The organism is Pseudomonas sp. JY-Q, assembly GCF_001655295.1.
Classification (GTDB): domain Bacteria; phylum Pseudomonadota; class Gammaproteobacteria; order Pseudomonadales; family Pseudomonadaceae; genus Aquipseudomonas; species Aquipseudomonas alloputida.
The window spans coordinates 1,855,445-1,877,611 of record NZ_CP011525.1; the positions used below are offsets into that span (position 1 = coordinate 1,855,445).

17 protein-coding genes and 7 tRNA genes are annotated in these 22,167 nt (G+C 62.3%); 18 read left to right on the top strand and 6 right to left on the bottom strand.

Annotated elements, in window-relative coordinates:
- Positions 1 to 366: 366 nt before the first annotated feature.
- The 5 genes from AA098_RS08340 (at position 367) to AA098_RS08360 (ending at position 4,474) form a co-directional block, all read left to right on the top strand.
- Positions 367 to 1,002 (top strand): TetR/AcrR family transcriptional regulator, encoded by a 636-nt coding sequence (locus AA098_RS08340; RefSeq protein ID WP_003247170.1) that lies wholly within the window; start codon positions 367 to 369, stop codon positions 1,000 to 1,002.
- 256 nt (positions 1,003 to 1,258) lie between these two features.
- Positions 1,259 to 2,227 (top strand): GTP 3',8-cyclase MoaA, encoded by a 969-nt coding sequence (locus AA098_RS08345; protein WP_003247171.1) that lies wholly within the window; start codon positions 1,259 to 1,261, stop codon positions 2,225 to 2,227.
- 66 nt (positions 2,228 to 2,293) lie between these two features.
- On the top strand, positions 2,294 to 2,899 hold the full coding sequence (locus AA098_RS08350; RefSeq protein ID WP_003247172.1) for a DUF4823 domain-containing protein: 606 nt from the start codon (positions 2,294 to 2,296) through the stop codon (positions 2,897 to 2,899).
- A gap of 10 nt (positions 2,900 to 2,909) precedes the next feature.
- Positions 2,910 to 3,467: a DUF1285 domain-containing protein gene (locus AA098_RS08355; RefSeq protein ID WP_003247173.1), complete on the top strand. Its 558-nt coding sequence runs from the start codon at positions 2,910 to 2,912 to the stop codon at positions 3,465 to 3,467.
- Between the two features lie 605 nt (positions 3,468 to 4,072).
- Positions 4,073 to 4,474 (top strand): cupin domain-containing protein, encoded by a 402-nt coding sequence (locus tag AA098_RS08360; RefSeq protein WP_003247176.1) that lies wholly within the window; start codon positions 4,073 to 4,075, stop codon positions 4,472 to 4,474.
- A gap of 58 nt (positions 4,475 to 4,532) precedes the next feature.
- On the opposite strand, the gene AA098_RS08365 is transcribed toward AA098_RS08360, so the two are convergent.
- Both AA098_RS08365 and AA098_RS08370 read right to left on the bottom strand, forming a co-directional pair.
- A tRNA-Asn gene (locus AA098_RS08365) sits at positions 4,533 to 4,608 on the bottom strand.
- 62 nt (positions 4,609 to 4,670) lie between these two features.
- Positions 4,671 to 5,867, bottom strand: coding sequence for an amino acid aminotransferase (locus AA098_RS08370; protein WP_003247178.1), 1,197 nt, complete (start codon positions 5,865 to 5,867; stop codon positions 4,671 to 4,673).
- Positions 5,868 to 6,151: 284 nt separating this feature from the next.
- Between AA098_RS08370 and uvrB the strand changes: the two genes are divergently transcribed.
- Complete coding sequence (uvrB, locus tag AA098_RS08375) at positions 6,152 to 8,167, top strand: excinuclease ABC subunit UvrB (RefSeq protein ID WP_003247179.1); 2,016 nt, start codon at positions 6,152 to 6,154, stop codon at positions 8,165 to 8,167.
- Between the two features lie 116 nt (positions 8,168 to 8,283).
- Here uvrB and AA098_RS08380 read toward each other — a convergent pair whose 3' ends face one another.
- Entirely contained in the window at positions 8,284 to 9,774 is a 1,491-nt protein-coding gene (locus tag AA098_RS08380; protein WP_176393467.1) for an MDR family MFS transporter, read from the bottom strand.
- 49 nt (positions 9,775 to 9,823) lie between these two features.
- Positions 9,824 to 10,879, bottom strand: coding sequence for an HlyD family secretion protein (locus AA098_RS08385; RefSeq protein ID WP_004577219.1), 1,056 nt, complete (start codon positions 10,877 to 10,879; stop codon positions 9,824 to 9,826).
- A gap of 143 nt (positions 10,880 to 11,022) precedes the next feature.
- Here AA098_RS08385 and gltX point away from each other — a divergent pair, with 143 nt between their 5' ends.
- From gltX to AA098_RS08445, 12 genes are all read left to right on the top strand, one after another.
- A complete protein-coding gene (gltX, locus tag AA098_RS08390; protein WP_003247183.1) occupies positions 11,023 to 12,504 on the top strand; it encodes a glutamate--tRNA ligase in 1,482 nt (493 codons plus the stop codon).
- Between the two features lie 345 nt (positions 12,505 to 12,849).
- Positions 12,850 to 12,925, top strand: a tRNA-Ala gene (locus AA098_RS08395).
- A gap of 72 nt (positions 12,926 to 12,997) precedes the next feature.
- Positions 12,998 to 13,073 (top strand) — tRNA-Glu (locus tag AA098_RS08400).
- A gap of 51 nt (positions 13,074 to 13,124) precedes the next feature.
- Positions 13,125 to 13,200: transfer RNA gene (locus AA098_RS08405), tRNA-Ala, on the top strand.
- 42 nt (positions 13,201 to 13,242) lie between these two features.
- Positions 13,243 to 13,318, top strand: a tRNA-Glu gene (locus AA098_RS08410).
- A 61-nt stretch (positions 13,319 to 13,379) separates the two neighbouring features.
- A tRNA-Ala gene (locus tag AA098_RS08415) sits at positions 13,380 to 13,455 on the top strand.
- 42 nt (positions 13,456 to 13,497) lie between these two features.
- A tRNA-Glu gene (locus AA098_RS08420) sits at positions 13,498 to 13,573 on the top strand.
- A gap of 170 nt (positions 13,574 to 13,743) precedes the next feature.
- Positions 13,744 to 14,283: a TetR/AcrR family transcriptional regulator gene (locus AA098_RS08425; protein ID WP_064614052.1), complete on the top strand. Its 540-nt coding sequence runs from the start codon at positions 13,744 to 13,746 to the stop codon at positions 14,281 to 14,283.
- A 15-nt stretch (positions 14,284 to 14,298) separates the two neighbouring features.
- The gene (locus AA098_RS08430; protein ID WP_047604522.1) at positions 14,299 to 15,177 is read left to right on the top strand and encodes an alpha/beta fold hydrolase; all 879 of its coding nucleotides are present in this window, start codon (positions 14,299 to 14,301) and stop codon (positions 15,175 to 15,177) included.
- Between the two features lie 104 nt (positions 15,178 to 15,281).
- Complete coding sequence (locus AA098_RS08435) at positions 15,282 to 15,716, top strand: thioesterase family protein (protein ID WP_003247186.1); 435 nt, start codon at positions 15,282 to 15,284, stop codon at positions 15,714 to 15,716.
- Positions 15,717 to 15,767: 51 nt separating this feature from the next.
- Positions 15,768 to 16,739 carry a tRNA-dihydrouridine synthase gene (locus tag AA098_RS08440; RefSeq protein WP_003247187.1) on the top strand — a complete coding sequence of 324 codons (972 nt, stop codon included), beginning with the start codon at positions 15,768 to 15,770 and terminating at the stop codon, positions 16,737 to 16,739.
- Between the two features lie 611 nt (positions 16,740 to 17,350).
- The gene (locus AA098_RS08445) at positions 17,351 to 17,794 is read left to right on the top strand and encodes an Hsp20 family protein (RefSeq protein ID WP_003247188.1); all 444 of its coding nucleotides are present in this window, start codon (positions 17,351 to 17,353) and stop codon (positions 17,792 to 17,794) included.
- Between the two features lie 89 nt (positions 17,795 to 17,883).
- Here the strand turns inward: AA098_RS08445 and AA098_RS08450 are convergent, their stop codons facing one another.
- On the bottom strand, positions 17,884 to 21,180 hold the full coding sequence (locus AA098_RS08450) for a bifunctional diguanylate cyclase/phosphodiesterase (RefSeq protein ID WP_054889718.1): 3,297 nt from the start codon (positions 21,178 to 21,180) through the stop codon (positions 17,884 to 17,886).
- Between the two features lie 57 nt (positions 21,181 to 21,237).
- Positions 21,238 to 22,116, bottom strand: a complete 879-nt coding sequence (locus tag AA098_RS08455; RefSeq protein WP_003247190.1) for a LysR family transcriptional regulator — start codon at positions 22,114 to 22,116, stop codon at positions 21,238 to 21,240.
- Positions 22,117 to 22,167: the final 51 nt, after the last annotated feature.

Sequence of the window (22,167 nt, forward strand, 5' to 3'; positions counted from 1 at the left end):
AGAATCTTGCGGCACGCACCTGGCAGCCGTCACACCATCCTCCCCACAAAAAAAACCCGGGTTCTGGGGGAGGAATCCGGGTTAAGACCATTAGGAGTAAAACAAAGGTACGCGGTCCCTGAGCACCTTTATCGGCGCGCCACTGGGGGGGATGCGCCGCGCCAACACTTCAAGTATTGGTCAGGTTTGGCGCAGTGCCAGTGCATATTGGACGTTTTTTAAACAGATTTGGAATACGCCAACGTTTCATTCCTCCCGCAGCGCATGGCTGTATGCATCGTGAAACACAGACATGCGTGGATGATCCGTGCAATTTCCCGCAAGTTAGGCATAATAAACCGCTTCGATTGTCATCCAGTCCTTCCCATGCAGAAAGAACCTCGTAAGGTCCGTGAGTTTCGCCGTCGCGAACAGGAAATCCTCGATACCGCGCTCAAGCTGTTTCTCGAGCAAGGTGAAGACAGCGTCACCGTCGAGATGATCGCCGACGCCGTGGGCATCGGCAAAGGCACGATCTACAAGCACTTCAAGTCCAAGGCGGAGATCTACCTGCGCCTGATGCTCGATTACGAGCGTGACCTGAACGAGCTGTTGCACTCGGCCGACGTCGACCGTGACAAGGAAGCGCTGTCGCGCGCCTACTTCGAGTTCCGCATGCGCGATCCGCAACGCTACCGGCTGTTCGACCGCCTTGAAGAAAAGGTGGTCAAGGGCAATCAGGTGCCGGAAATGGTCGAGCAGCTGCACAGCATCCGTGCCTCCAACTTCGACCGCCTGACCCAGCTGATCAAGGGCCGTATCAGCGAAGGCAAGCTCGAAGACGTGCCGCCGTATTTCCACTACTGCGCTGCCTGGGCGCTGGTGCACGGCGCTGTGGCGCTGTACCACTCGCCGTTCTGGAGCAATGTGCTGGAGGACCAGGAAGGCTTCTTCCAGTTCCTGATGGACATTGGCGTGCGTATGGGCAACAAGCGCAAGCGCGACCCGGAACCCTCGAACTGAGCCTTGCGCGAAACTGCGCGGGCCCTATGGGGGCGGGCGCGCCCGCGAACACCGGCGCAGCCCGTGCCAGGCACCGCGTTTGATTCTTCGCGGGTACGCCCGCTCCCATAAGCACTGCGTCGTGCGTTCTCTGCGCGGCAGTGCAGCCCAAAGCGTTTCGCTATCGTCTGGACATTCGGCATTGCTCATGGGGCTTGCAAAAACCTGATTTATGAGTCAGGTTTTGCCGGCCCCTTCATCCATGCCGGAGTCATTCATGATTGTCGATCGTCAAGGCAGGCGCTTTCGCAACCTGCGCGTCAGCCTGACGGCTGCCTGCAACTACGCTTGCACCTACTGCGTACCCGACGGCAAGCGGCTGGTGGCGGCGCAGGACGAGCTGTCTGCGGATGCCCTGGCCCGCGGCGTGGCCTATCTGATCGAAGCCGCCGGCATCGAGCGTCTGCGGATTACTGGCGGTGAGCCACTGGTCAGCCCGCGCCTGGATGCCTTTCTGGCTGCCGTGGCCAAACTCGACCTTGACGACGTCTCGCTGACCACCAACGGCCAGTTGCTGGCGCGCAAGTTGCCGCAACTGCAGGCGGCGGGGATTCGTCGGCTGAACGTTTCCCTCGACACCCTCGACCCGCTGGCTTTCCGCCAGATTGCCCGTGGCGGCGACCTGGGCACTGTGCTGGACGCAATGGAGCAGGCCCGCGCCGTGGGTATGCGAATCAAGGTCAATATGGTGCCGATGCGCGGGAAAAACCTTGATCAGGTACTGCCGCTGCTGGATTACTGCCTCGCGCGCGGCTTCGAGCTGCGCTTCATCGAGCTCATGCGCATGGGTCACCTCTCTCACGATCGCAACGCCTTCCTCCAACAGTTTGTAGGCCTCGACCAGCTGCTTGCGCTGATCGGCGGCCAGCATACCTACGCCCAGGTGAATGCGCCGCTGGACGCCACAGCCATGCGTTACCACATCCCTGGCAGGGGCCACTTCGGCGTCATTGCCAACGAAAGCGTGCCGTTTTGCCGGACCTGCTCGCGGCTGCGCCTGTCTTCTACGGGCTGGCTGCATGGCTGCCTGTCGTCAGGTAACCGGCACTTCGTCGGCGACCTGCTGGAAAAACCGCGTCATCAGGCGCTGCCGGCCTTGCAGCGGTTGTTGGTCAAGGCTTTGGCTGACAAGCAGGACGTGGCCTTCTCCGGTGGCGTGACAGTCATGAAAGTGATCGGTGGCTGAAGCTGGCGCAAAAGCTGCATCCGCCGGCTATTCGCCGGTTTTTCGTCGCCGGCCACTGGAGGAAAGATGCGTAGCCTGGTCTTGCTGCTGGCGCTGATGGCGCTGGGCGGCTGCATGAATGTCAGCGATATGGGCGAAGGCGTCCGCTATCACATGAGCGATGCCGGTCTGCTGGACCACAGCGAAACCCGTCGCACCTTGTCGATCCGCCTGCAGCCCGATTCGTTCATTTTCATTGGTCAGGGTGCATTCGTGCCGCCGGGTAAGGGTCCGGTGCCTCGGCAGAATGCAGTGGCCGAGCAGGCCTTCAAGAGCTTCGTCGAATACTTCCCGATGGTGCGTCGTGCCCAGGGCCCGCTGGGCCTCGAAGAGGCCATTGCCCAGGCGCGCTCGGTAGGCGCCGACTATGTGTTGTACACGCGCTTTGCCCGTACTGACGATCGCATCGGCAATGGTGACGAGTGGTATGACGAACAGGCCGTCGACCGCTTGGGCTGGGACTCTGGCGTGGTGCAGATGATGCTGATCGAAACCAGTACCCGCTACCTGATCGACACCGCACGCATCAAGAGCCGTGGCGGTTTGTTGACGTTCCACGACAACACGCCGGAGGATTTGCTTGGTGCGCCGATGCGCGAGTACGCTCGTAGCCTCCTGGGCATGAGTGAATGAGGCAAGCGTGATGAGCGACTCCGGCAAGGCCAATGACCTTCTGGCGCAGATCCCCAAGGCCAAGGGGCTGCCGCCGGTGCACCTGTGGAACCCGGATTTCTGTGGTGACATCGACATGCGCATCGCCCGCGATGGCACCTGGTACTACCTGGGCACGCCGATCGGGCGCAAGCCGATGGTGCGGCTGTTCTCTACCATCATTCGCCGCGACGGCGATGACTACTTCCTGATTACCCCGGTAGAGAAGGTTGGCATTCGTGTCGACGATGCGCCATTCGTGGCCGTGCTGCTGGACGTGCAGGGCGAAGGCGAACAGCAGGTGCTGCGCTTTACCAGCAATGTCGAGGACCAGGTCGAGGCGGGGCCGGATAACCCCCTGCGGGTAGTGATCGACCCGGTGACGCAGGAGCCATCACCGTATGTGCTGATGCGCAGCAACCTGGAGGCGCTGATACATCGCAATGTGTTTTACCAACTGGTGGAGCTGGCGGTGCCGCATGTGATCGACGGGGAGGAGTGGCTTGGGGTGTGGAGTCGGGGGGCGTTTTACCCGATCGGGCGCGGCTGAGGCCTATGTTGACGATGTCGGCCTCTTCGCGGGTAAACCCGCTCCTGCACACGCATCGGTGATTGGGCGCAGGCTCGTCGTAGGAGCGGGTTCACCCGCGAATGGGCCGGGCCTGCCAGCCAATTTCCACCCGCCGTTCACCGTCGCCGCCGCCACCGTATTCGCGGATAAACCCGCTCCTACGCACGCATCGAGGGCGGCACAGGCCGATGTAGGAGCGGGTTAACCCGCGAATGGGCCGGGCCTGCCAGCCAATTTCCACCCGTCGTTCACCGTCGCCGCCGCCACCGTATTCGCGGGTAAACCCGCTCCTACGCACGCATCGAGGGCGGCACAGGCCGTCGTAGGAGCGGGTTCACCCGCGAATGGGCCGGGCCTGCCAGCCAATTTCCACCCGCCGTTCACCGTTGCCGCCGCCACCGTATTCGCGGGTAAACCCGCTCCTACGCACGCATCGAGGGCGGCACAGGCCGTCGTAGGAGCGGGTTTACCCGCGAAAGGGCCAGTACAGGCGAAAATCGGCCCCCTGCTTTTCCCCCGGATTGGCCATTTGTCTTCAGCCAGTCAGGGTCTAACCTGCAGGCACTTGTCCTCCAGGAAAGCTCATGAATCCATTAGCCATCATCCTCTTCGCACTGCTCGCCGCCCAAACACCCGCTTGGGCCCACGGTGATGTCGCCGACCAGGTCAAGGTCCTGCAACAACAGCAGCCCTCTAATGCCCCCGGCAAAACCGCCGTCATGCTCACCGTCAGCTACGCCCCGGGCGAGGCATCACCCGCGCATCAGCATCCGGGCGCAGTCATGGCTTACGTCCTGGAAGGGGCGGTGGTATCGAAGCTCAACAGCGAGCAGGAAAAGACCTACAAGGCCGGCGATTATTGGTACGAGGCGCCGGGCACCGTGCACAGCGTTTCACGCAACGCCAGCAAAACCCAGCCGGCCAGTTTGCTGGTCTGGAGCCTGGTGGACGAGGGCAAGCCAGTGACCGAGGTGCTTGGCCAATAATTCCAGCGCAACGAAAAAGCCCCCGGTTGCTTGCGCATCCGGGGGCTTCTTCAATGTCTGGCTCCGCGACCTGGACTCGAACCAGGGACCCAATGATTAACAGTCATTTGCTCTACCGACTGAGCTATCGCGGAATCTGCGCGTATCTTACTGATTGCCTGGGAGAAGTCAACCCACCCCCAGGCAAAACAATGAGTTACAGCACTTCCACGATCGCTTTGGTCACCACGTGGATGTTGCTCTGGTTCAGCGCGGCCACCGCGATACGGCCGGTGTCCAGGGCATAGATGCCGAAGTCGTTCTTCAGGCGGGCGACCTGTTCAACGGTCAGGCCCGAGTAGGAGAACATGCCAACCTGGCGGCCAACGAAGCTGAAGTCGCGGTTGGCACCGTATTCGGCCAGCAGCGAAACCATCTGCTTGCGCATGCCGTGGATGCGCTCGCGCATTTCGGCCAGTTCGGTTTCCCACATCTGGCGCAGTTCTGCGCTGTTCAGCACGGTGGCAACAATGGTTGCGCCGTGGGTTGGCGGGTTGGAGTAGGTGGTGCGGATCACGCGCTTGACCTGCGACAGCACGCGGGTGCTCTCGTCCTTGGAGGCGGTGACGATCGACAGTGCGCCGACGCGCTCGCCGTACAGCGAGAACGATTTGGAGAACGAGCTGGAAACAAAGAACTCCAGGCCCGACTCGGCGAACAGGCGCACGGCGAAGGCGTCTTCGGCGATACCGTCACCAAAGCCCTGGTAGGCCATGTCGAGGAACGGCACGTGGCCCTTGGCCTTGACCACTTCCAGGACGTTCTTCCAGTCGTCCAGGTTCAGGTCGACACCGGTCGGGTTGTGGCAGCAGGCGTGCAGCACCACGATCGAGCCGGACGGCAGGGCGTTGAGGTCTTCGAGCATGCCGGCGCGGTTGACGTCGTTGGTCGGCGCATCGTAGTAGCGGTAGGTCTGCACCGGGAAGCCGGCTGATTCGAACAGCGCACGGTGGTTTTCCCAGCTAGGGTCGCTGATGGCAACCACGGCGTTGGGCGAGAGGCGCTTGAGGAAGTCGGCACCGATCTTCAGTGCGCCGGTACCACCGACGGCCTGCACGGTGACCACGCGGCCGGCGGCCAGCAGTGGCGACTCGGCGCCGAACAGCAGCTTCTGCACAGCCTGGTCGTAGGTGGCGATGCCGTCGATCGGCAGGTAGCCGCGCGAAGCGTGCTGGGCGGCACGCTGGGTTTCGGCTTCGATCACGGCGCGCAGCAGCGGAATGCGGCCCTCCTCATTGCAATACACGCCTACGCCCAGGTTGACCTTGTCGGTACGTGGGTCGGCGTTGAATGCTTCGTTGAGGCCCAGAATAGGGTCGCGGGGTGCCAGCTCGACAGCGGAAAACAGGCTCATTGTTACCTTGGCTCTGATTGGAGTGTGATAGGGCGTACACGCTCCAGCCGAATGCACTGAAGCGGTGCACAAACGGGGAGTCAGTATAGTGATACCGACCGGTCACCGCGACACTCTGGCGCAGCTTTTGGGGCTATTTGCGCAAATATTTTTCGACCATTGGTCTAAATGCCGTGTCCACCGTTGAGCCCGCCCACACCTGTGCCTTGAAAGCGCCCCCGAACGGGCGCATTTGGGTATAGACTACTGGCTAAATTTACAGCTGCTGCACCGCGAGGTCCTTCATGTCCGAGTTCCAGCTCGTCACACGTTTCCAGCCGGCCGGCGACCAGCCCGAGGCTATCCGCCAGTTGGTCGAAGGCATCGAGGCGGGGCTGTCGCACCAGACGTTGCTCGGGGTGACCGGTTCGGGCAAGACCTTCAGCATTGCCAACGTCATCCAGCAGGTGCAGCGCCCAACGCTGGTGCTGGCGCCCAACAAGACGCTGGCCGCGCAGTTGTACGGGGAGTTCAAGGCGTTCTTCCCCAACAACGCGGTGGAGTACTTCGTTTCCTATTACGACTACTACCAGCCGGAAGCCTACGTACCTTCGTCAGACACCTTCATCGAGAAGGACGCCTCGATCAACGACCACATCGAGCAGATGCGCCTGTCGGCGACCAAGGCGCTGCTGGAGCGGCGTGACGCGATCATCGTGACCACCGTGTCGTGCATCTACGGTCTGGGCAGCCCCGAGACCTACCTGAAAATGGTTCTGCACGTGGACCGTGGCGACAAGCTCGACCAGCGCGCGCTGCTGCGCCGGTTGGCCGACCTGCAGTACACCCGCAACGAAATGGACTTTGCCCGCGCCACCTTCCGGGTACGCGGTGACGTGATCGACATCTTCCCGGCCGAATCGGACCTGGAAGCCATCCGCATCGAGCTGTTCGATGATGAAGTGGAGAACATCGCCGCCTTCGATCCGTTGACCGGCGAGGTTTTCCGCAAGCTGCCACGTTTCACTTTCTACCCCAAGAGCCACTACGTCACCCCGCGGGAAACGCTGCTGGAAGCAGTGGAGGGCATCAAGGAAGAACTGAAGGAGCGTCTGGAGTACCTGCACAAGGCCAACAAGCTGGTCGAAGCGCAGCGTCTGGAGCAACGTACCCGCTTCGATCTGGAGATGATCCTCGAGCTGGGCTACTGCAACGGCATCGAAAACTACTCGCGCTACCTGTCCGGGCGCCCGGCCGGGGCACCGCCGCCCACCCTGTACGATTACCTGCCGCCTGATGCGCTGCTGGTGATCGACGAATCCCACGTTAGCGTTCCGCAGGTCGGCGCCATGTACAAGGGCGACCGTTCACGCAAGGAGACCCTGGTCGAGTACGGCTTCCGCATGCCTTCAGCGCTGGACAACCGGCCGATGCGTTTCGACGAGTGGGAGGATGTCAGCCCGCAGACCATTTTTGTTTCGGCCACTCCGGGCCCCTACGAGGCTGAGCATGCCGGGCGCGTGGTGGAGCAAGTGGTGCGTCCGACCGGGCTGGTCGACCCGCAGGTAGAGGTGCGCCCGGCGCTGACCCAGGTCGACGACCTGCTGTCCGAGATCCGCAAGCGTGTCGCGGCAGGCGAACGTGTGCTGGCGACCACGTTGACCAAGCGCATGGCCGAGGACCTCAGCGATTACCTGGCCGACCATGATGTGCGGGTACGCTACCTGCACTCGGACATCGACACGGTGGAGCGGGTGGAGATTATCCGTGACCTGCGCCTGGGCACCTTCGACGTGCTGGTGGGCATCAACCTGCTGCGCGAGGGCCTGGACATGCCCGAGGTGTCGCTGGTGGCCATCCTCGATGCGGACAAGGAAGGTTTTCTGCGTTCCGAGCGCTCCCTGATCCAGACCATTGGCCGCGCGGCACGTAACCTCAATGGCCGGGCCATCCTGTATGCCGATAACGTAACAGGCTCGATGCAGCGGGCCATTGACGAAACCGAGCGTCGCCGCGAGAAGCAGATCGCCTTCAACGAAGCCAACGGCATCGTGCCCAAGGGCGTGGTCAAGGACATCACCGACATCATGGAGGGTGCCGCCGTGCCTGGTGCGCGCAGCAAGAAGCGCAAGGGCATGGCCAAGGCGGCGGAGGAGAGCGCCCGTTACGAGGCCGAACTGCGTACGCCGGGCGAGATCACCAAGCGCATCAAGCAGCTGGAAGAAAAAATGATGCAGTTCGCCCGCGACCTGGAGTTCGAAGCTGCGGCGCAGTTGCGTGACGAGATTGCGCAACTGCGGGAGCGGTTGATTAGCAGCTGATCCTGTGGGGGCGGGCGTGCCCGCGAAGCATTCCACGCGGTGTCTGGCACCGGCTGCGCTGGGTGTTCGCTGCCACGCCCGCTCCAACAGGCATCGCGCATCATCTGAAATTGTGCTCAGTGGGCCTCCCCAGCCTTCAGCCCCTCCGGCAACTTGCGGGTCAGCAACACCGCCACCATGCTCACCGCCAACCCGATCCCGACAAAGTGGAAGGCATCGTTGTAAGCCATGATCAGTGCCTGCTGGTGGGTAATCTCGCTAAGTTTGCCCAGCGCCGCATTGTCATTGCCCAAGCGCTCCGCCAGTTGCGCCAGCCGCTCAGCCACCTGCGGGTTGCTCGGCACCACCGCCTCCCGCAGGTAGTCGAAGTACACCTTGGTGCGCGCATCCAGCAGGGTGGCCAGCAAGGCAATACCAATCGCGCCACCGAGGTTACGCAGAATATTGAACAGGCTCGACGCGGACCCTGCATCCTGTTGTTGGATATACGCGGTGGCAATCAGCGAAATGGTCACCATGATCATCGGTTGACCCAGGGCGCGGATGATCTGGATATGGTTGAACTGCGGCCCGGCAAAGTCCGGGTTGAGCACCCCCGAACCGAAACTGGCAGCGCCGAACAGGCAAAACCCCAGCGCGCATAGTACCTTGGGCGATATCACCTTCATCAGTTGCGGCACCAGCGGGATCAGGAACAGCTGCGGAATACCCATCCACATGATCACCTCGCCAATCTGCAAGGCGTTGTAACCCTGTACCTGCGCCAGGTACAGCGGTAGCAGATAGATCGACCCGTACAGGCCCACGCCCATGCCCAGGCTGGCGATGCTCGACAGGCCAAAGTTGCGGTTGCCAAGAATGCGCAGGTTGATCAGGGGGTGTGGCTTGGAAAACTGCAAGATGACGAAGGTGATCAGGCTGACCAGGGCAACACTGCCCAGGCCGACGATCAGGTGTGACTCCAGCCAGTCCTTGCGATGGCCTTCCTCGAGAAACACCTGCAGGCAGCCCAACCCAAGGCCGAGCGTGACGATGCCGGCGTAATCGGTACTTTTCAGCAGCTCCCAGTGCGCCTCCTTCTTCTCAAGCCCATACAACAAGCCGGCGATCATTAGCAGGCCTGGTGGGATATTGATGTAGAAGATGTATTCCCAGCCCCAGTTTTCGGTCAGCCAGCCGCCCAGGGTGGGACCGATGGAGGGGGCAAAAGTGGCGGTCATGGCGAACATCGCCATGCCTTTGGCGCGGTGGTGCTCGGGCAGCTTGATCAACGTCAGGGTGAAGGCCAGCGGGATCAGCGCGCCACCGGTGAAACCCTGCAAGGCGCGAAACAGGATCATGCTCTCCAGGTTCCAGGCCATCGAGCACAGCAGCGACGACAGCAGGAAACCGCTGGATACCCACACCGCCAGGCGCCGCGCCGACAGCAGCTGCACCAGCCAGGCCGTTAGCGGGATCATGATGATTTCCGCCACCAGGTAGGAGGTTGAAATCCATGAGCCTTCTTCCAGGGTCGCCGACAGAGCGCCCTGGATGTCCTTCAACGAGGAATTGGTGATCTGGATATCCAGCACTGCCATGAAGGCACCGAGCATCACGCTCATCACCGCGATCCAGTCGCGTCGGGTTGGCTCCGCCGTGGGGCGCAGCAGTTGGTCACCGGCCATTGTGGCCTTCGTCTGCGCTGCGCAGGTCGACGGTGGCGGTCACCGACATGCCGGGGCGAATACGCCCGTGCAACGGGTTGTCAGCGCTGAACGTGAGTTTTATCGGGATGCGCTGCACAACTTTGGTGAAATTGCCGGTGGCGTTGTCCGGTGGCAGCAGGCTGAACTGCGCACCGGACGCGGCGAACAGGCTGTCCACCCTGCCTTCGATCGGTGTGTCGGGGTAGCTGTCGAACAACAGCTCCGCGCGCTGGCCGGGGTGCATGCGGCCGATCTGGGTTTCCTTGAAGTTGGCCTGCACCCAGATGTCTTCATCCGGCACGATCGACAGCAGGTAGGCGCCGGCCTGCACCACTTGGCCATTGCGCGCATTACGCTGGCCAATGGTGCCGCTGATCGGCGCATGGATTTCGCAGCGGGTCAGGTTCAGTTCGGCCTGGGCCAGGTCGGTGCGGGCATTGGCGATTTGCGCATCGAGGCGCTTGAGTTCGGCGTTCAGGGCGGTGACCTGCTGGCGCTGGCTTTGCAGGTCGGCGCGGGCCTTGTCGACCTGGGAGCCGGCGACATGGCTGTCCGCCGACAGGGTAGTGACCCGCTCCTCAGAGACAAAACCCGGCTTGCGCAGCTTCTCGGCACGGCTCAGGTCCAGCCGTGAACGGTCGAACGTGGCCTGGGTGGCCGCCAACTGGGCCTGGCCGGCGGCAATCAGGCTGCCTTGTTGGGTGAGGCGGCTTTGCGCTTGTGCGTACTCGGCTTCGCGGGTGGCCAGGGCGGCACGGGCGCGTTCGACCGCCAGCTCGAAGTCGGCGGCTTCCAGGCGCACCAGCAGGTCGCCCTTGCTGACGTGCTGGTTGTCCTCGACCGGTACCGTTTCGATACGTGCGCCAAGCTGGCTGGAGATACGGGTGATCTCACCCTGCACGTAAGCGTTGTCGGTGCTCTCGTAGAAGCGGCCCTTGAAGTACCAGTGGCCCAGGAAGGCGAGGGCGATGATGGCCACCAGGGCGAAGAAGAGCGTCAGGCGGCGTTTGAGTTGGGCAGGCATGGGGACTATCGTTCCAGAAATGTAAACAAATTTAACAGCGGCACCGGGCCTGTCGACAAGTGACGTTCGCGCCATTGCTGGAGCCCGGTGCCCGCCTCCTGCTAACATCCCGCCTTTGTTTCATCTTTCGTTCGAGACTCTCCATGACCACCGTACGCACGCGTATTGCGCCATCGCCTACCGGCGACCCCCATGTCGGCACTGCCTACATCGCCCTGTTCAACTACTGCTTTGCCAAGCAGCACGGCGGTGAGTTCATCCTGCGCATCGAAGACACCGATCAGCTGCGCTCCACGCGTGAGTCGGAGCAACAGATCTTCGACGCCCTGCGCTGGCTTGGCATCGAATGGAACGAAGGCCCGGATGTCGGCGGCCCGCACGGCCCTTACCGGCAGAGCGAGCGTGGCGAAATCTACGCCAAATACGCTAAAGAGCTGGTAGACGCCGGCCACGCCTTCTACTGCTTCTGCACCGCCGAAGAGCTGGAGCAGATGCGTGCCGAGCAGCAGGCTCGCGGCGAAACCCCGCGTTACGATGGCCGTGCATTGCTGCTGAGCGCCGAAGAAGTGCAGCGCCGCCTGGACGCTGGCGAGCCGCACGTGATCCGCATGAAGGTGCCGAGCGAAGGTATCTGCGTGGTGCCGGACATGCTGCGCGGCGATGTCGAGATCCCGTGGGACCGCATGGACATGCAGGTACTGATGAAGAACGACGGCCTGCCGACGTACTTCCTGGCCAACGTGGTCGACGACCACCTGATGGGCATCACCCACGTGCTGCGTGGGGAAGAGTGGCTGCCATCGGCGCCCAAACTGATCAAGCTGTACGAGTACTTCGGCTGGGAGCAGCCCAAGCTGTGCTACATGCCGCTGCTGCGCAACCCGGACAAATCCAAACTGTCCAAGCGCAAGAACCCGACCTCGGTCACCTTCTACGAGCGCATGGGCTTCATGCCTGAAGCGATGCTCAACTACCTTGGCCGCATGGGCTGGTCGATGCCTGACGAGCGCGAGAAGTTCTCGCTGGCCGAAATGGTCGAGCACTTCGACCTGTCGCGTATCTCGCTGGGCGGCCCGATCTTTGACATCGAGAAGCTGTCCTGGCTCAACGGCCAGTGGCTGCGCGAGCTGCCGGTAGAGGAATTCGCCGCACGCCTGCAGAAATGGGCGTTCAACAGCGACTACATGATGAAGATTGCCCCGCACGTGCAGGGCCGGGTAGAAACCTTCAGCCAGGTTGCCCCGTTGGGCGGGTTCTTCTTCGAAGGCGCGCTCAAGCTGGACGCCAAGCTGTTCGAAAGCAAGAAACTGTCGGCCGACCAGGTGCGCCAGGTGATCCAGCTGATCCTGTGGAAGCTTGAAAGCCTGCGTCAGTGGGAAAAAGAGCGCATCACCGGTTGCATCCAGGCTGTGGTCGAAGCGCTGGAGCTGAAGCTGCGTGACGCCATGCCGCTGATGTTCGCCGCCATCACGGGCCAGGCCAGCTCGGTTTCGGTGCTGGACGCCATGGAAATCCTCGGCCCCGACCTGACGCGCTACCGCCTGCGCCAGGCCCTGGACCTGTTGGGTGGAGTGTCGAAGAAAGAAAACAAAGAGTGGGAAAAGCTGTTGGGCTCCATCGGCTGACCGTTTTCCGAGCACCGCTGTTGAGCACTGTGGGAGCGGCCTTGTGTCGCGAAAGGACTGCAACGCGGTCCCACAATCTTTGACTCGACGCAAATCCGTCGGGGCCGCTTTGCGGCCCTTTCGCGACACAAGGCCGCTCCCACAGGCATTTCCCTGAGGGCCAAGTGGCCGGATTGAGTGGAGCAGGGCGGTAAGTGATTGTTATCTGTGAAAAAATTTTTGAATATTTTTGAAAATTCGTTTGACAGCCTTGCAATCCGAACTTAATATGCGCCCCGTCCACAGCGATGAACGAAAACGAAACGCCAGGCACCCAGCCAGCGGTTCAGTTCAAAGCGACATTGTGGGGCTATAGCTCAGCTGGGAGAGCGCCTGCATGGCATGCAGGAGGTCAGCGGTTCGATCCCGCTTAGCTCCACCAAATTCCGCTTAGCAGCCAAGGCTGATAAGCAAGACCGGGTCCAGCAACCAGGTCTTGAAGGTAAGAAGGTTCGTCCCCTTCGTCTAGTGGCCTAGGACACCGCCCTTTCACGGCGGTAACAGGGGTTCGAGTCCCCTAGGGGACGCCAGTTTTACACAAGCGATGTTGTTATGTCGCTGGGCCGCGAGGCTAGAAATCCGGGGCTATAGCTCAGCTGGGAGAGCGCCTGCATGGCATGCAGGAGGTCAGCGGTTCGATCCCGCTTAGCTCCACCAATTTTGCCGCGGTTCGCGTTAGCGGATCGGCACGAAGGTTACGTCCCCTTCGTCTAGTGGCCTAGGACACCGCCCTTTCACGGCGGTAACAGGGGTTCGAGTCCCCTAGGGGACGCCACTTTTCCTGCGTTTTGCAGGGCTTTAAAAGGCTCGTCGCTTATTGATGAGCCTTTTGTTTCGGGGCTATAGCTCAGCTGGGAGAGCGCCTGCATGGCATGCAGGAGGTCAGCGGTTCGATCCCGCTTAGCTCCACCATTTCTGCCAGGGTTCACGCAAGTGGATCTTCGCGAAGGTTACGTCCCCTTCGTCTAGTGGCCTAGGACACCGCCCTTTCACGGCGGTAACAGGGGTTCGAGTCCCCTAGGGGACGCCACGTTTACCCGCGTTTTGCGGGACTTTAAAGGCTCATTCGCTTATTGAATGGGCCTTTTGTTTTTTCCCTTCTCAATAATTTGCCCCCGACAAACGGCCGCACATTTTGCTTGCCAAAAAATATGATGAGAATAATATTTCGATCATCATATTTTGTGTGGTGTGTGCCAGATGAGCGACAAGAAGAGCAAAACCCGCGAACGCATTCTGGAAGCTGCGCGCAGTGCGCTGATCCAGCACGGCCCGGCCGAGCCAAGCGTCAGCCAGGTGATGGGTGCGGCAGGCCTGACCGTCGGGGGCTTCTATGCGCACTTCGACAGCAAGGACGAGCTGATGCTCGAGGCGTTCCGCCAGTTGTTGGGTGAGCGCCGTGCCTTGCTCGCCCAGATCGACCCCGATCTCGATGGCGCCGGGCGGCGAGCGCTGGCCGGGGCTTTCTACCTCTCGCGCAAGCACCGGGACTGCGAAGTACATGCTTGCCCGCTGCCTAACGCGTTGGGCGAAATGCAGCGCCTGCCGGAGGTCTTCCGCGAGGTGCTGGCCGAGCACATCGAGTTGATGACTGCCGCGATGGTCGACCGCCCTGAGGATGCTGACAAAGCATTGGCCGACCTGGCCCTGATGGTGGGGGGGCTGGCGCTGGCCCGGGCCTTGGGGGCCAGTGACCTGTCTGACCGTATTCTGCGCGCCGCCAAATCGGCGGTGCTTTAACCCTGGAGCATGGCGATGACCACCCTGAGCTGGATTCGCGGTGTCAATGGCACCTTGGGCCGCCTGGCCCCCGAGCATGTCGCGGGCAAGATGCGCCGTGCCTTCATGACCCCGCGCAACCTGCCGCCGCGGGATTGGGAGCTGCCTGTGCTGGCCAGGGCTGAGCGCATTACACTGCGCTTCGGTCTGTCTGCCTTGCGCTGGGGTCAAGGGCCGACCGTGCTGCTGATGCACGGTTGGGAAGGGCGCCCAACGCAGTTTGCCGCCTTGATCGAGACTTTGGTTCAGGCGGGGCATACGGTGGTGTCGCTGGAAGGGCCTGGGCATGGTCGTTCGCCTGGCGAGCAGGCGAATGTGGTGCTGTTTGCCCGGGCGCTGCTTGAGGCTGCGGCTGAGTTGCCGCCCTTGCGTGCGGTCATAGGTCATTCCATGGGCGGTGCCAGCGTGCTGCTGGCTTTGCAGATGGGGCTGCGTACAGAGGCGGCTGTCAGCATTGCAGCGCCGGCACGGTTGCTCGGTGTGTTGCGTGGTTTTGCCCATCGCCTGGGGCTGCCAGCCCGGGCACGGGCAGCGTTCATTCGCCAGATCGAGCGCGATGTGGGCATGCAGATTGCGCGGCTGGATGTCACGGGTTACCAGCTGGAACTGCCGGGGCTGGTGGTGCATGCCGCCGATGATGCTCTCGTGCCCGCAGATGAGGCACATGTGATCCACAAGGCCTGGTTCGACAGCCGGCTGATGCTGCTGGAAGGGGGTGGTCACCAGCGAGTGCTGGCCGACCCGCGGCTGAGTGACGCCGTGCTCGAATTGCTGGCTCGGGCTGAAGCGGTCAGTGTCGGGGCGGCTTCAGCCGCGAACATCGGCATCGCCGGTGCCACCCACCGCGGTGTCTGATTCGCGGGCAAGCCCGCTCCTACAACGACCGCTTCAGGCTCGCTGGGGCTGGACATTGCCCCGCAGATCGCTGCTAAATCGCCTTTTGCGCCAAGGAAGCGAAAATGAGCTGGGACCTGGCAACACCCTTCGTCATCGACCTGCGCGTCGGCAGCGAGGACATCGACGGCCTTGGCCACGCCAACAATGCCGTCTACGTCACCTGGCTTGAGCGCTGCGCCTGGCGCCACTCCCAGCGTCTGGGGCTGGACCTGGCCGAGTACCGGCGCCTTGACCGGGCGATGGCTGTGGTGCGCCACGAAATCGACTACCTGGCCGCCGCCTATGAAGACGATGAGCTGCAGCTGGCCACCTGGATCATTGATTGGGACCAACGCCTGCGCATGACGCGGCGGTTTCAGCTCAAGCGCCCGCGCGATGGTGTGACGTTGCTGCGTGCGCAAACCACCTTTGCCTGCATCGAGCTGTCCAGCGGCAAGCCCAGGCGCATGCCGGCGGAATTCGTCGAAGGTTACGGTCCGGCGCTGATCGGCGCCTGAGTCGCCGGCATTTTTTGTTAAACTGCCGGCTTTTTCCGCTGAGACCCCGACATGCAAATTGCTCTGGCCCCGATGGAGGGGCTGGTCGACAACATCCTGCGCGACGTATTGACCCGTGTGGGCGGTATCGACTGGTGCGTCACCGAGTTCATTCGCGTGTGCGACCGCCTGCTGCCGGCGTCCTCGTTCGACAAGCTGGCGCCTGAACTGCGTCAGGGCGCGCGCACGGCTTCCGGTGTGCCCATGCGCGTGCAATTGCTGGGTTCGGACCCGGTATGCCTGGCGGAAAACGCCGCACTGGCTTGCGAGCTTGGGGCGCCGGTGATCGACCTGAACTTCGGTTGCCCGGCAAAGACGGTGAACAAGTCGCGCGGTGGCGCGGTACTGCTCAAAGAGCCGGAGTTGCTGCACGCCATTGTGCGTGAAGTGCGGCGTGCGGTGCCGGCGAACATTCCGGTGACCTCGAAGATGCGTCTGGGCTTCGACAGCCCCGATGGGGCACTGGAGTGCGCCACGGCGCTGGCCGAGGGCGGTTCGGCACACCTGGTGGTGCACGCACGGACCAAGGTTGAGGGCTACAAGCCGCCAGCGCACTGGGAGTGGGTGGCGCGGGTGCAGGATGTGGTCAAGGTCCCGGTGTTTGCCAATGGCGAGATATGGACGGTCGATGACTGGCGGCGTTGCCGCGAGGTCAGTGGCGCTGAAGACATCATGCTCGGGCGTGGGCTGGTATCGCGCCCGGACCTGGGCCTGCAGATTGCAGCGGCGCGGGATGGGCGCGACTATCAGCCGATGAGCTGGCATGATTTGTTGCCACTGTTGCGTGAGTTCTGGCGCCAGGCCCAGGCCAAATTGTCGCCGCGTTATGCGCCAGGGCGGATGAAGCAGTGGCTGGCGATGCTGACTCGCAGTTACCCCGAAGCGGTGGTTTTGTTTGCCGAGTTGCGCCGGGAAGATGACTGTGCGCGGATCAGCCGGTTGCTGGGGGTTGAGGCGCAAGCGTTGGAGGCTTGCGTCGCCTGAGCAGGGCGCTACGCGGGTACTGCACCTGTAGGCGCGGGGTCACCCGGGAAAGGGCCGGGCCTGCTGGCCATTTTCCACCCGCCGATCACCGTTGCCGCCGCCACCGTATTCGCGGGCAAGCCCGCTCCTACACACACACGCATCGGTGGTTGGGCACAGGTCGTCGTAGGAGCGGGTTTACCCGCGAAGAGGCCGGCCCAGCTGGCCAATCTCCACCTTCCGTTCACCGTTGCCGCTGCCACCGTATTCGCGGGTAAACCCGCTCCTACACACATCGGTGGTTGGGCGCAGGCCGTCGTAGGAGCGGGTTCACCCGCGAAAGGGCCGGGCCTGCTGGCCAATTTCCACCGGCCGTTCACCGTTGCCGCCGCCACTGTATTCGCGGGTAAACCCGCTCCTACACGCACACACACACACGCAGCGGTGGTTCGGCGCAGGTCGTCGTAGGGGCGGGTTGACCGGCAAATAGGCCATCAGGCCCCGTGCAAAAAAAATCAAATTTTTTCTGTTTGCCCCTTGAAAGCGTTTCCCTCGGCCATATCTTTTGAGTACGCGATGCCGAAGCCGGGTCGCGTAATGACTTACTTGCTGAATCTCAGGAGTTTATGACCATGACTACTGCTTTCTCTCTTGCTCCACTGTTCCGTCATTCCGTTGGTTTCGACCGTTTCAACGACCTGTTCGAATCCGCGGCACGTAACGAGGCCGGTAGCAGCTACCCGCCCTATAACGTGGAAAAGCATGGCGATGACCACTACCGCATCGTGGTTGCTGCAGCTGGTTTCCAGGAAGAAGACCTCGACCTGCAGGTCGAAAAAGGTGTCCTGACCGTGACCGGTGGCAAGCGCGACAATAGCGCCGCTGAAGTGACCTACCTGCACCAGGGTATCGCACAACGCGCCTTCAAGCTGTCGTTCCGCCTGGCAGATCACATCGAAGTGAAGGCTGCCGGCCTGGCCAATGGCCTGCTCAGCATCGACCTGCTGCGCATCGTGCCTGAAGAAGCCAAGGCCAAGCGCATTCCGATCAATAGCGAAAAACCAGCGCTGAACTGACCGCGCGGCACTGAAAAAAGGGCACCTCCAGAGGTGCCCTTTTTCGTGCTTCTCACGCGGTCCCAGGTAGGTGCGCGGCCGTCATGCGATCAGTAATCTGCCGGCGCCTCCAGCAACATCTGCCGAAACTCCAGCAACGGTAATGGCCGGCTGTGCAGATAACCCTGGTACAGATGGCACCCCAGCCGCTCGAGAAACGCCAGCTGTTCGGTCAGCTCTACCCCTTCGGCTATCACCGCCAGGTCCAGACTGCGCGCCATGGCGACAATGGCGCGGACAATTTCTGCGTCGTTGGGGTCGACCGGTGCATCGCGCACGAAGCTCTGGTCGATCTTCAGCGCATCGACCGGCAGGCGCTTCAGGTAAGTCAGCGAGGAATAGCCGGTGCCGAAGTCATCCATGGCAAAACTCACCCCATAGCGCTTCAGCTCGCGCATCTTGCTGATGGTGTCTTCCAGGTTCTGGATGACGATGCCTTCCGTGATTTCCAGCGTCAGCATCTGTCGCGGCAGGCGGTAATCGTCCAGGCTGCGCAGCACCCGCCCGACAAAGTCGTTCTGGCGGAACTGTCGCGGGCTTATGTTCACGCACAGGCTGAAATCATCAGCATCGATCAACCCGTCGGTGAGCATGCGGGCGCAGGCGTCGCAGGCTTCGTCAAGAATCCAGCTGCCAACTTCAAGGATCAGGCCGCTTTCTTCCAGTACCTGAATGAACTGCGAGGGCGGTTGCTGGCCCAGTAGCGGGTGGTGCCAGCGCAGCAATACTTCAGCACCGACGATGCGGTTGTCGCGGGCATCCACCTGCGGCTGGAAGTGCAGCGCCAGTTCGCCACGGGCCAGGGCCAGGCGCAGGTCGTTTTCCATGCGCAGGCGCTCGCTGGCGGCCTTCTGCATGGTGGTGTGGAACAGCTGTGTGGTGTTGCGACCGGAGTCCTTGGCCCGGTACAGGGCGATATCGGCACGCTTGAGCAGGTCGGCCGGTGTGGTGCCGTGGTCGGGGATCAGCGCCACGCCGATGCTGGGCGTTACCTGCAGGCGCTGGCCATCCAGTGACATTGGCTCGGCCAGCAGTTCGCGCAGGGTGTCGGCCAGCTCGCGCACTTTCTCTTCCACGTGTTCGCGGCTCCCTTCCAGGCCGCTGAGCAGCACCACGAATTCGTCGCCCCCCAGGCGCGCCACGGTGTCCTCCAGGCGCACGCTGGCCTCAAGGCGGGCAGTGATGATCTTCAGCACGGTGTCGCCCACCGGGTGGCCCAGCGAGTCGTTGATGTGCTTGAAGTGGTCGAGGTCAAGGAACAGCAGGGCGCCACGCAGGTTATGACGCTTGAGCAGGGCGATCTGCTGGCTCAGGCGGTCCATCAGCAAGGCGCGGTTGGGCAGGTTGGTCAGCGGGTCGTGATAGGCCAGGTGGCGTATCTGCGCCTGGGCGTTCTTCAGCTGGCTGACGTCGCGGGCGGTCAGCAGCAGGCAATCCACTTCGTTGAGGGTGATCGGTTCCACCGAAACCTCGACCGTGAGGATATCGCCACGCTTGTTGCGCCCGAGCATCTCGCGGTGGTGTACCCGGCCGCGCTCGTGCAATTCGGCCAGCAGCGCGCTGCGCTGCTTGTCGTCGGCCCAGATGCCGATCTCATAAACCGTGTGGCCGATCACTTCGGCAGTACTGTAGCCGGTCAGGCGGCAGAAGCCGTCGTTGATTTCCAGGTAGCGGCCGCTGTGGCGTTCGGTGATGGTGATGGCGTCGGGGCTGGAGTGGAAGGCCTTGGCGAACTTCTCTTCGCTGGACTTAAGCGCGGCTTCGGCGCGTTGTTGCTGGGTGATGTCGCGCAGGGTGGTAACGCTGCAGGGCTGGTCGTCGACGGTGATCAGGCGGCTGGAAATCACACAGGTCATCGGGGCGCCATTGCGGTGGTTGAGTACCACGGCGACGTTGCTCAAGGCCTGTTCGCGGATCACCTGCTCGATACGTTTGGCGCGCTCGACGGACTCGGCCCACAGGCCGATTTCCTCTGCGGTACGCCCAAGCACCTGCTCGCTGCTCCAGCCGAAGGTCTGGGTGAACGCCGGATTGATCTCGATGAACTGGCCAGTGTCCTGGCGGGTGACGCAGATCGGGTCGGGGCTGACCTGGAACAGGCTGGCAAACTTCTCTTCCGAGGCGCTCAGGCGCTGTTCGCGCTCCACCTGATCGGTGATGTCGAGCAAGGTGCCCGCCATGCGCAGGGGGATGCCCTGGTCGTCGCGGTACAGCCGCGCGCGGCTTTCGATGTAGCGTGAAGTGCCGTTTTCCAACTGCACTCGGTAGGTGATCTGATAGTTGCCGGCAGGCCCTTCGCGCAGGCTGCGGTAGGCCTGTCGCATCGAGTTGCGCTCTTGCTCCGGCACACCTTCGAAGAACGCATCGAACGATTCATGAAAAGGGATGGGCGGCAAGCCATGCAGCTGCGCCGCGCGGGCTGAGCCGTAGAGCATGCCGCTTGGGATGTGCCAGTCCCAGGTGCCCAGTTGCGCCGAGTCCAGGGCCAGGTCCAGCCGCTCCTGGCTGTCCTTCAGGGCCTGCTCGGCACGCTTGCGTTCGGTGGTGTCGACGAATGTACTGATCAGGAAGGTCACGCCTTCCAGCTCGATGCCCTGGGTGCACAGGATGCCGTCATGCACCTTGCCGCTGGTCGCGCGAAATTGCACCTCCATGATCAACGGGCCGCCGTTGGCGCGGGTCGACTCCATGATCTGGTGGCGCTGTTCGGGGTTGACCCACAGGCCCAGTTCCAGGCTGGTCTTGCCGATCACCTGGCTGCCGGGCCAGCCGAACATGTTTTCGAAGTGCTGGTTGACCTCGAAGATCATGCCATCGTGGCGACGGGTCAGCAAAATGGCGTTGGGGCTCAGGTGGAACAGCGTGGCGAAGCGCTTTTCCGAATTGATCAGTGCTGTTTCCCGTTCGCGCTGGCGGGTGATCTCGCGGATCACGCCGATCATCTGCGGTCGGCCGTGCGGGTCGTGGGTCAGGCTGCCGTTGATCTCCAGCCAGTGCAGGCTGCCGTCCGGCCAGCGGATACGGTGGCGCATGGCTTGCTCCACCGGCTCGCCATTGACCACCGCCTGGAACACCTGACGCGTGCGGGCGCGGTCCTCCTCGGGCAGCAGGTCGAGGTAATCGATATCGGCGGGCAGTGGCCGCTGTGGATCGAAACCGAACAGGGCCTGGGTGCCCCGCGACCAACTGACCCTGCCGCTTTCGATATCCCATAGCCAGGCACCCAGGCGCGCACCGTTGAGCGCTGCCAGCAGTTGCGGGGCGTTCTGCCAGGCCTGCTCGGACTCCTGGGGATCAGCGGCAGGTATTCGCGGCAGGCGCAAAAAGCGGTTTGCTGATTTGGGCATCGGTACCAGACCTTTGGCGTATGACGTGTCCTTGGAATCGGAATAGCTGACAGCCAGTCAGGTGGGCCCTGAGTGGCTGTCGAGCAGGGCCATGAATGCCCTGGCCGCATTCGATAGCGTACGCTCCGTGTGCAGAATGTAGCCTAGCTGGCGCGACAGCTGTATGCCGGGCAAAGCGATGGGTGAAACCTGTTCGTCGAGCATGGTGCGTGGCAGCACGCTCCAGGCCAGGCCGATCGACACCATCATCTTGATGGTTTCCAGGTAGTTGGTGCTCATGGCGATGTTCGGCGTCAGGCCCTGGCTTTCGAACAGGCGCTGGACAATATGGTGGGTAAAGGTATTGCCGCCGGGAAATACCGCTGGGTGGCGGGCGACGTCAGCCAGGCTGACCGCCTGGTTGTTGGCCAACGGGTGCTCGGGGGCGGCGACAAAGTCCAGGGCGTCATCCCACACCGGCACGGCCTTGACCAAGTGATGTGGCTCGGGCGCCAGGGTGATCACGGCGATTTCGGCGCGGCCATGCAGAATCTCGTCGTAGGCCTGTTCCGAATCCATGAACTGAATATCCAGTGCCACTGCCGGGTACTGGCGGGTGAAAACCCGTAGTAGCGGGGGCAGGCGGTGCAGGCCGATGTGGTGGCTGGTGGCCAGGGTCAGGCGACCGCTCACGGCCCCGGTCAGATTGGTCAGCGCCCGTCGGGTATCATCCAGGACGTTGAGAATCTGGTAGGCCCGCGGCAGCAGTGCGCGCCCGGCTTCAGTCAGGGTTACTTCGCGGCCCAGGCGGTCGAACAGGCGCACGTCCAGTTGCTGCTCCAGGCCGGCGATGCGTTTGCTGATGGCCGGCTGGGTCAGGAACAGGCGTTCGGCTGCGCCGGAAAAGCTGCCGGTTTCGGCAATGGCGATGAAGGCGCTGAGGTTGGCCAGGTCCATGGTGTCGTATTCCTTTGGGTTATCCAAAGCATAAAAATTATGAATTTGAGT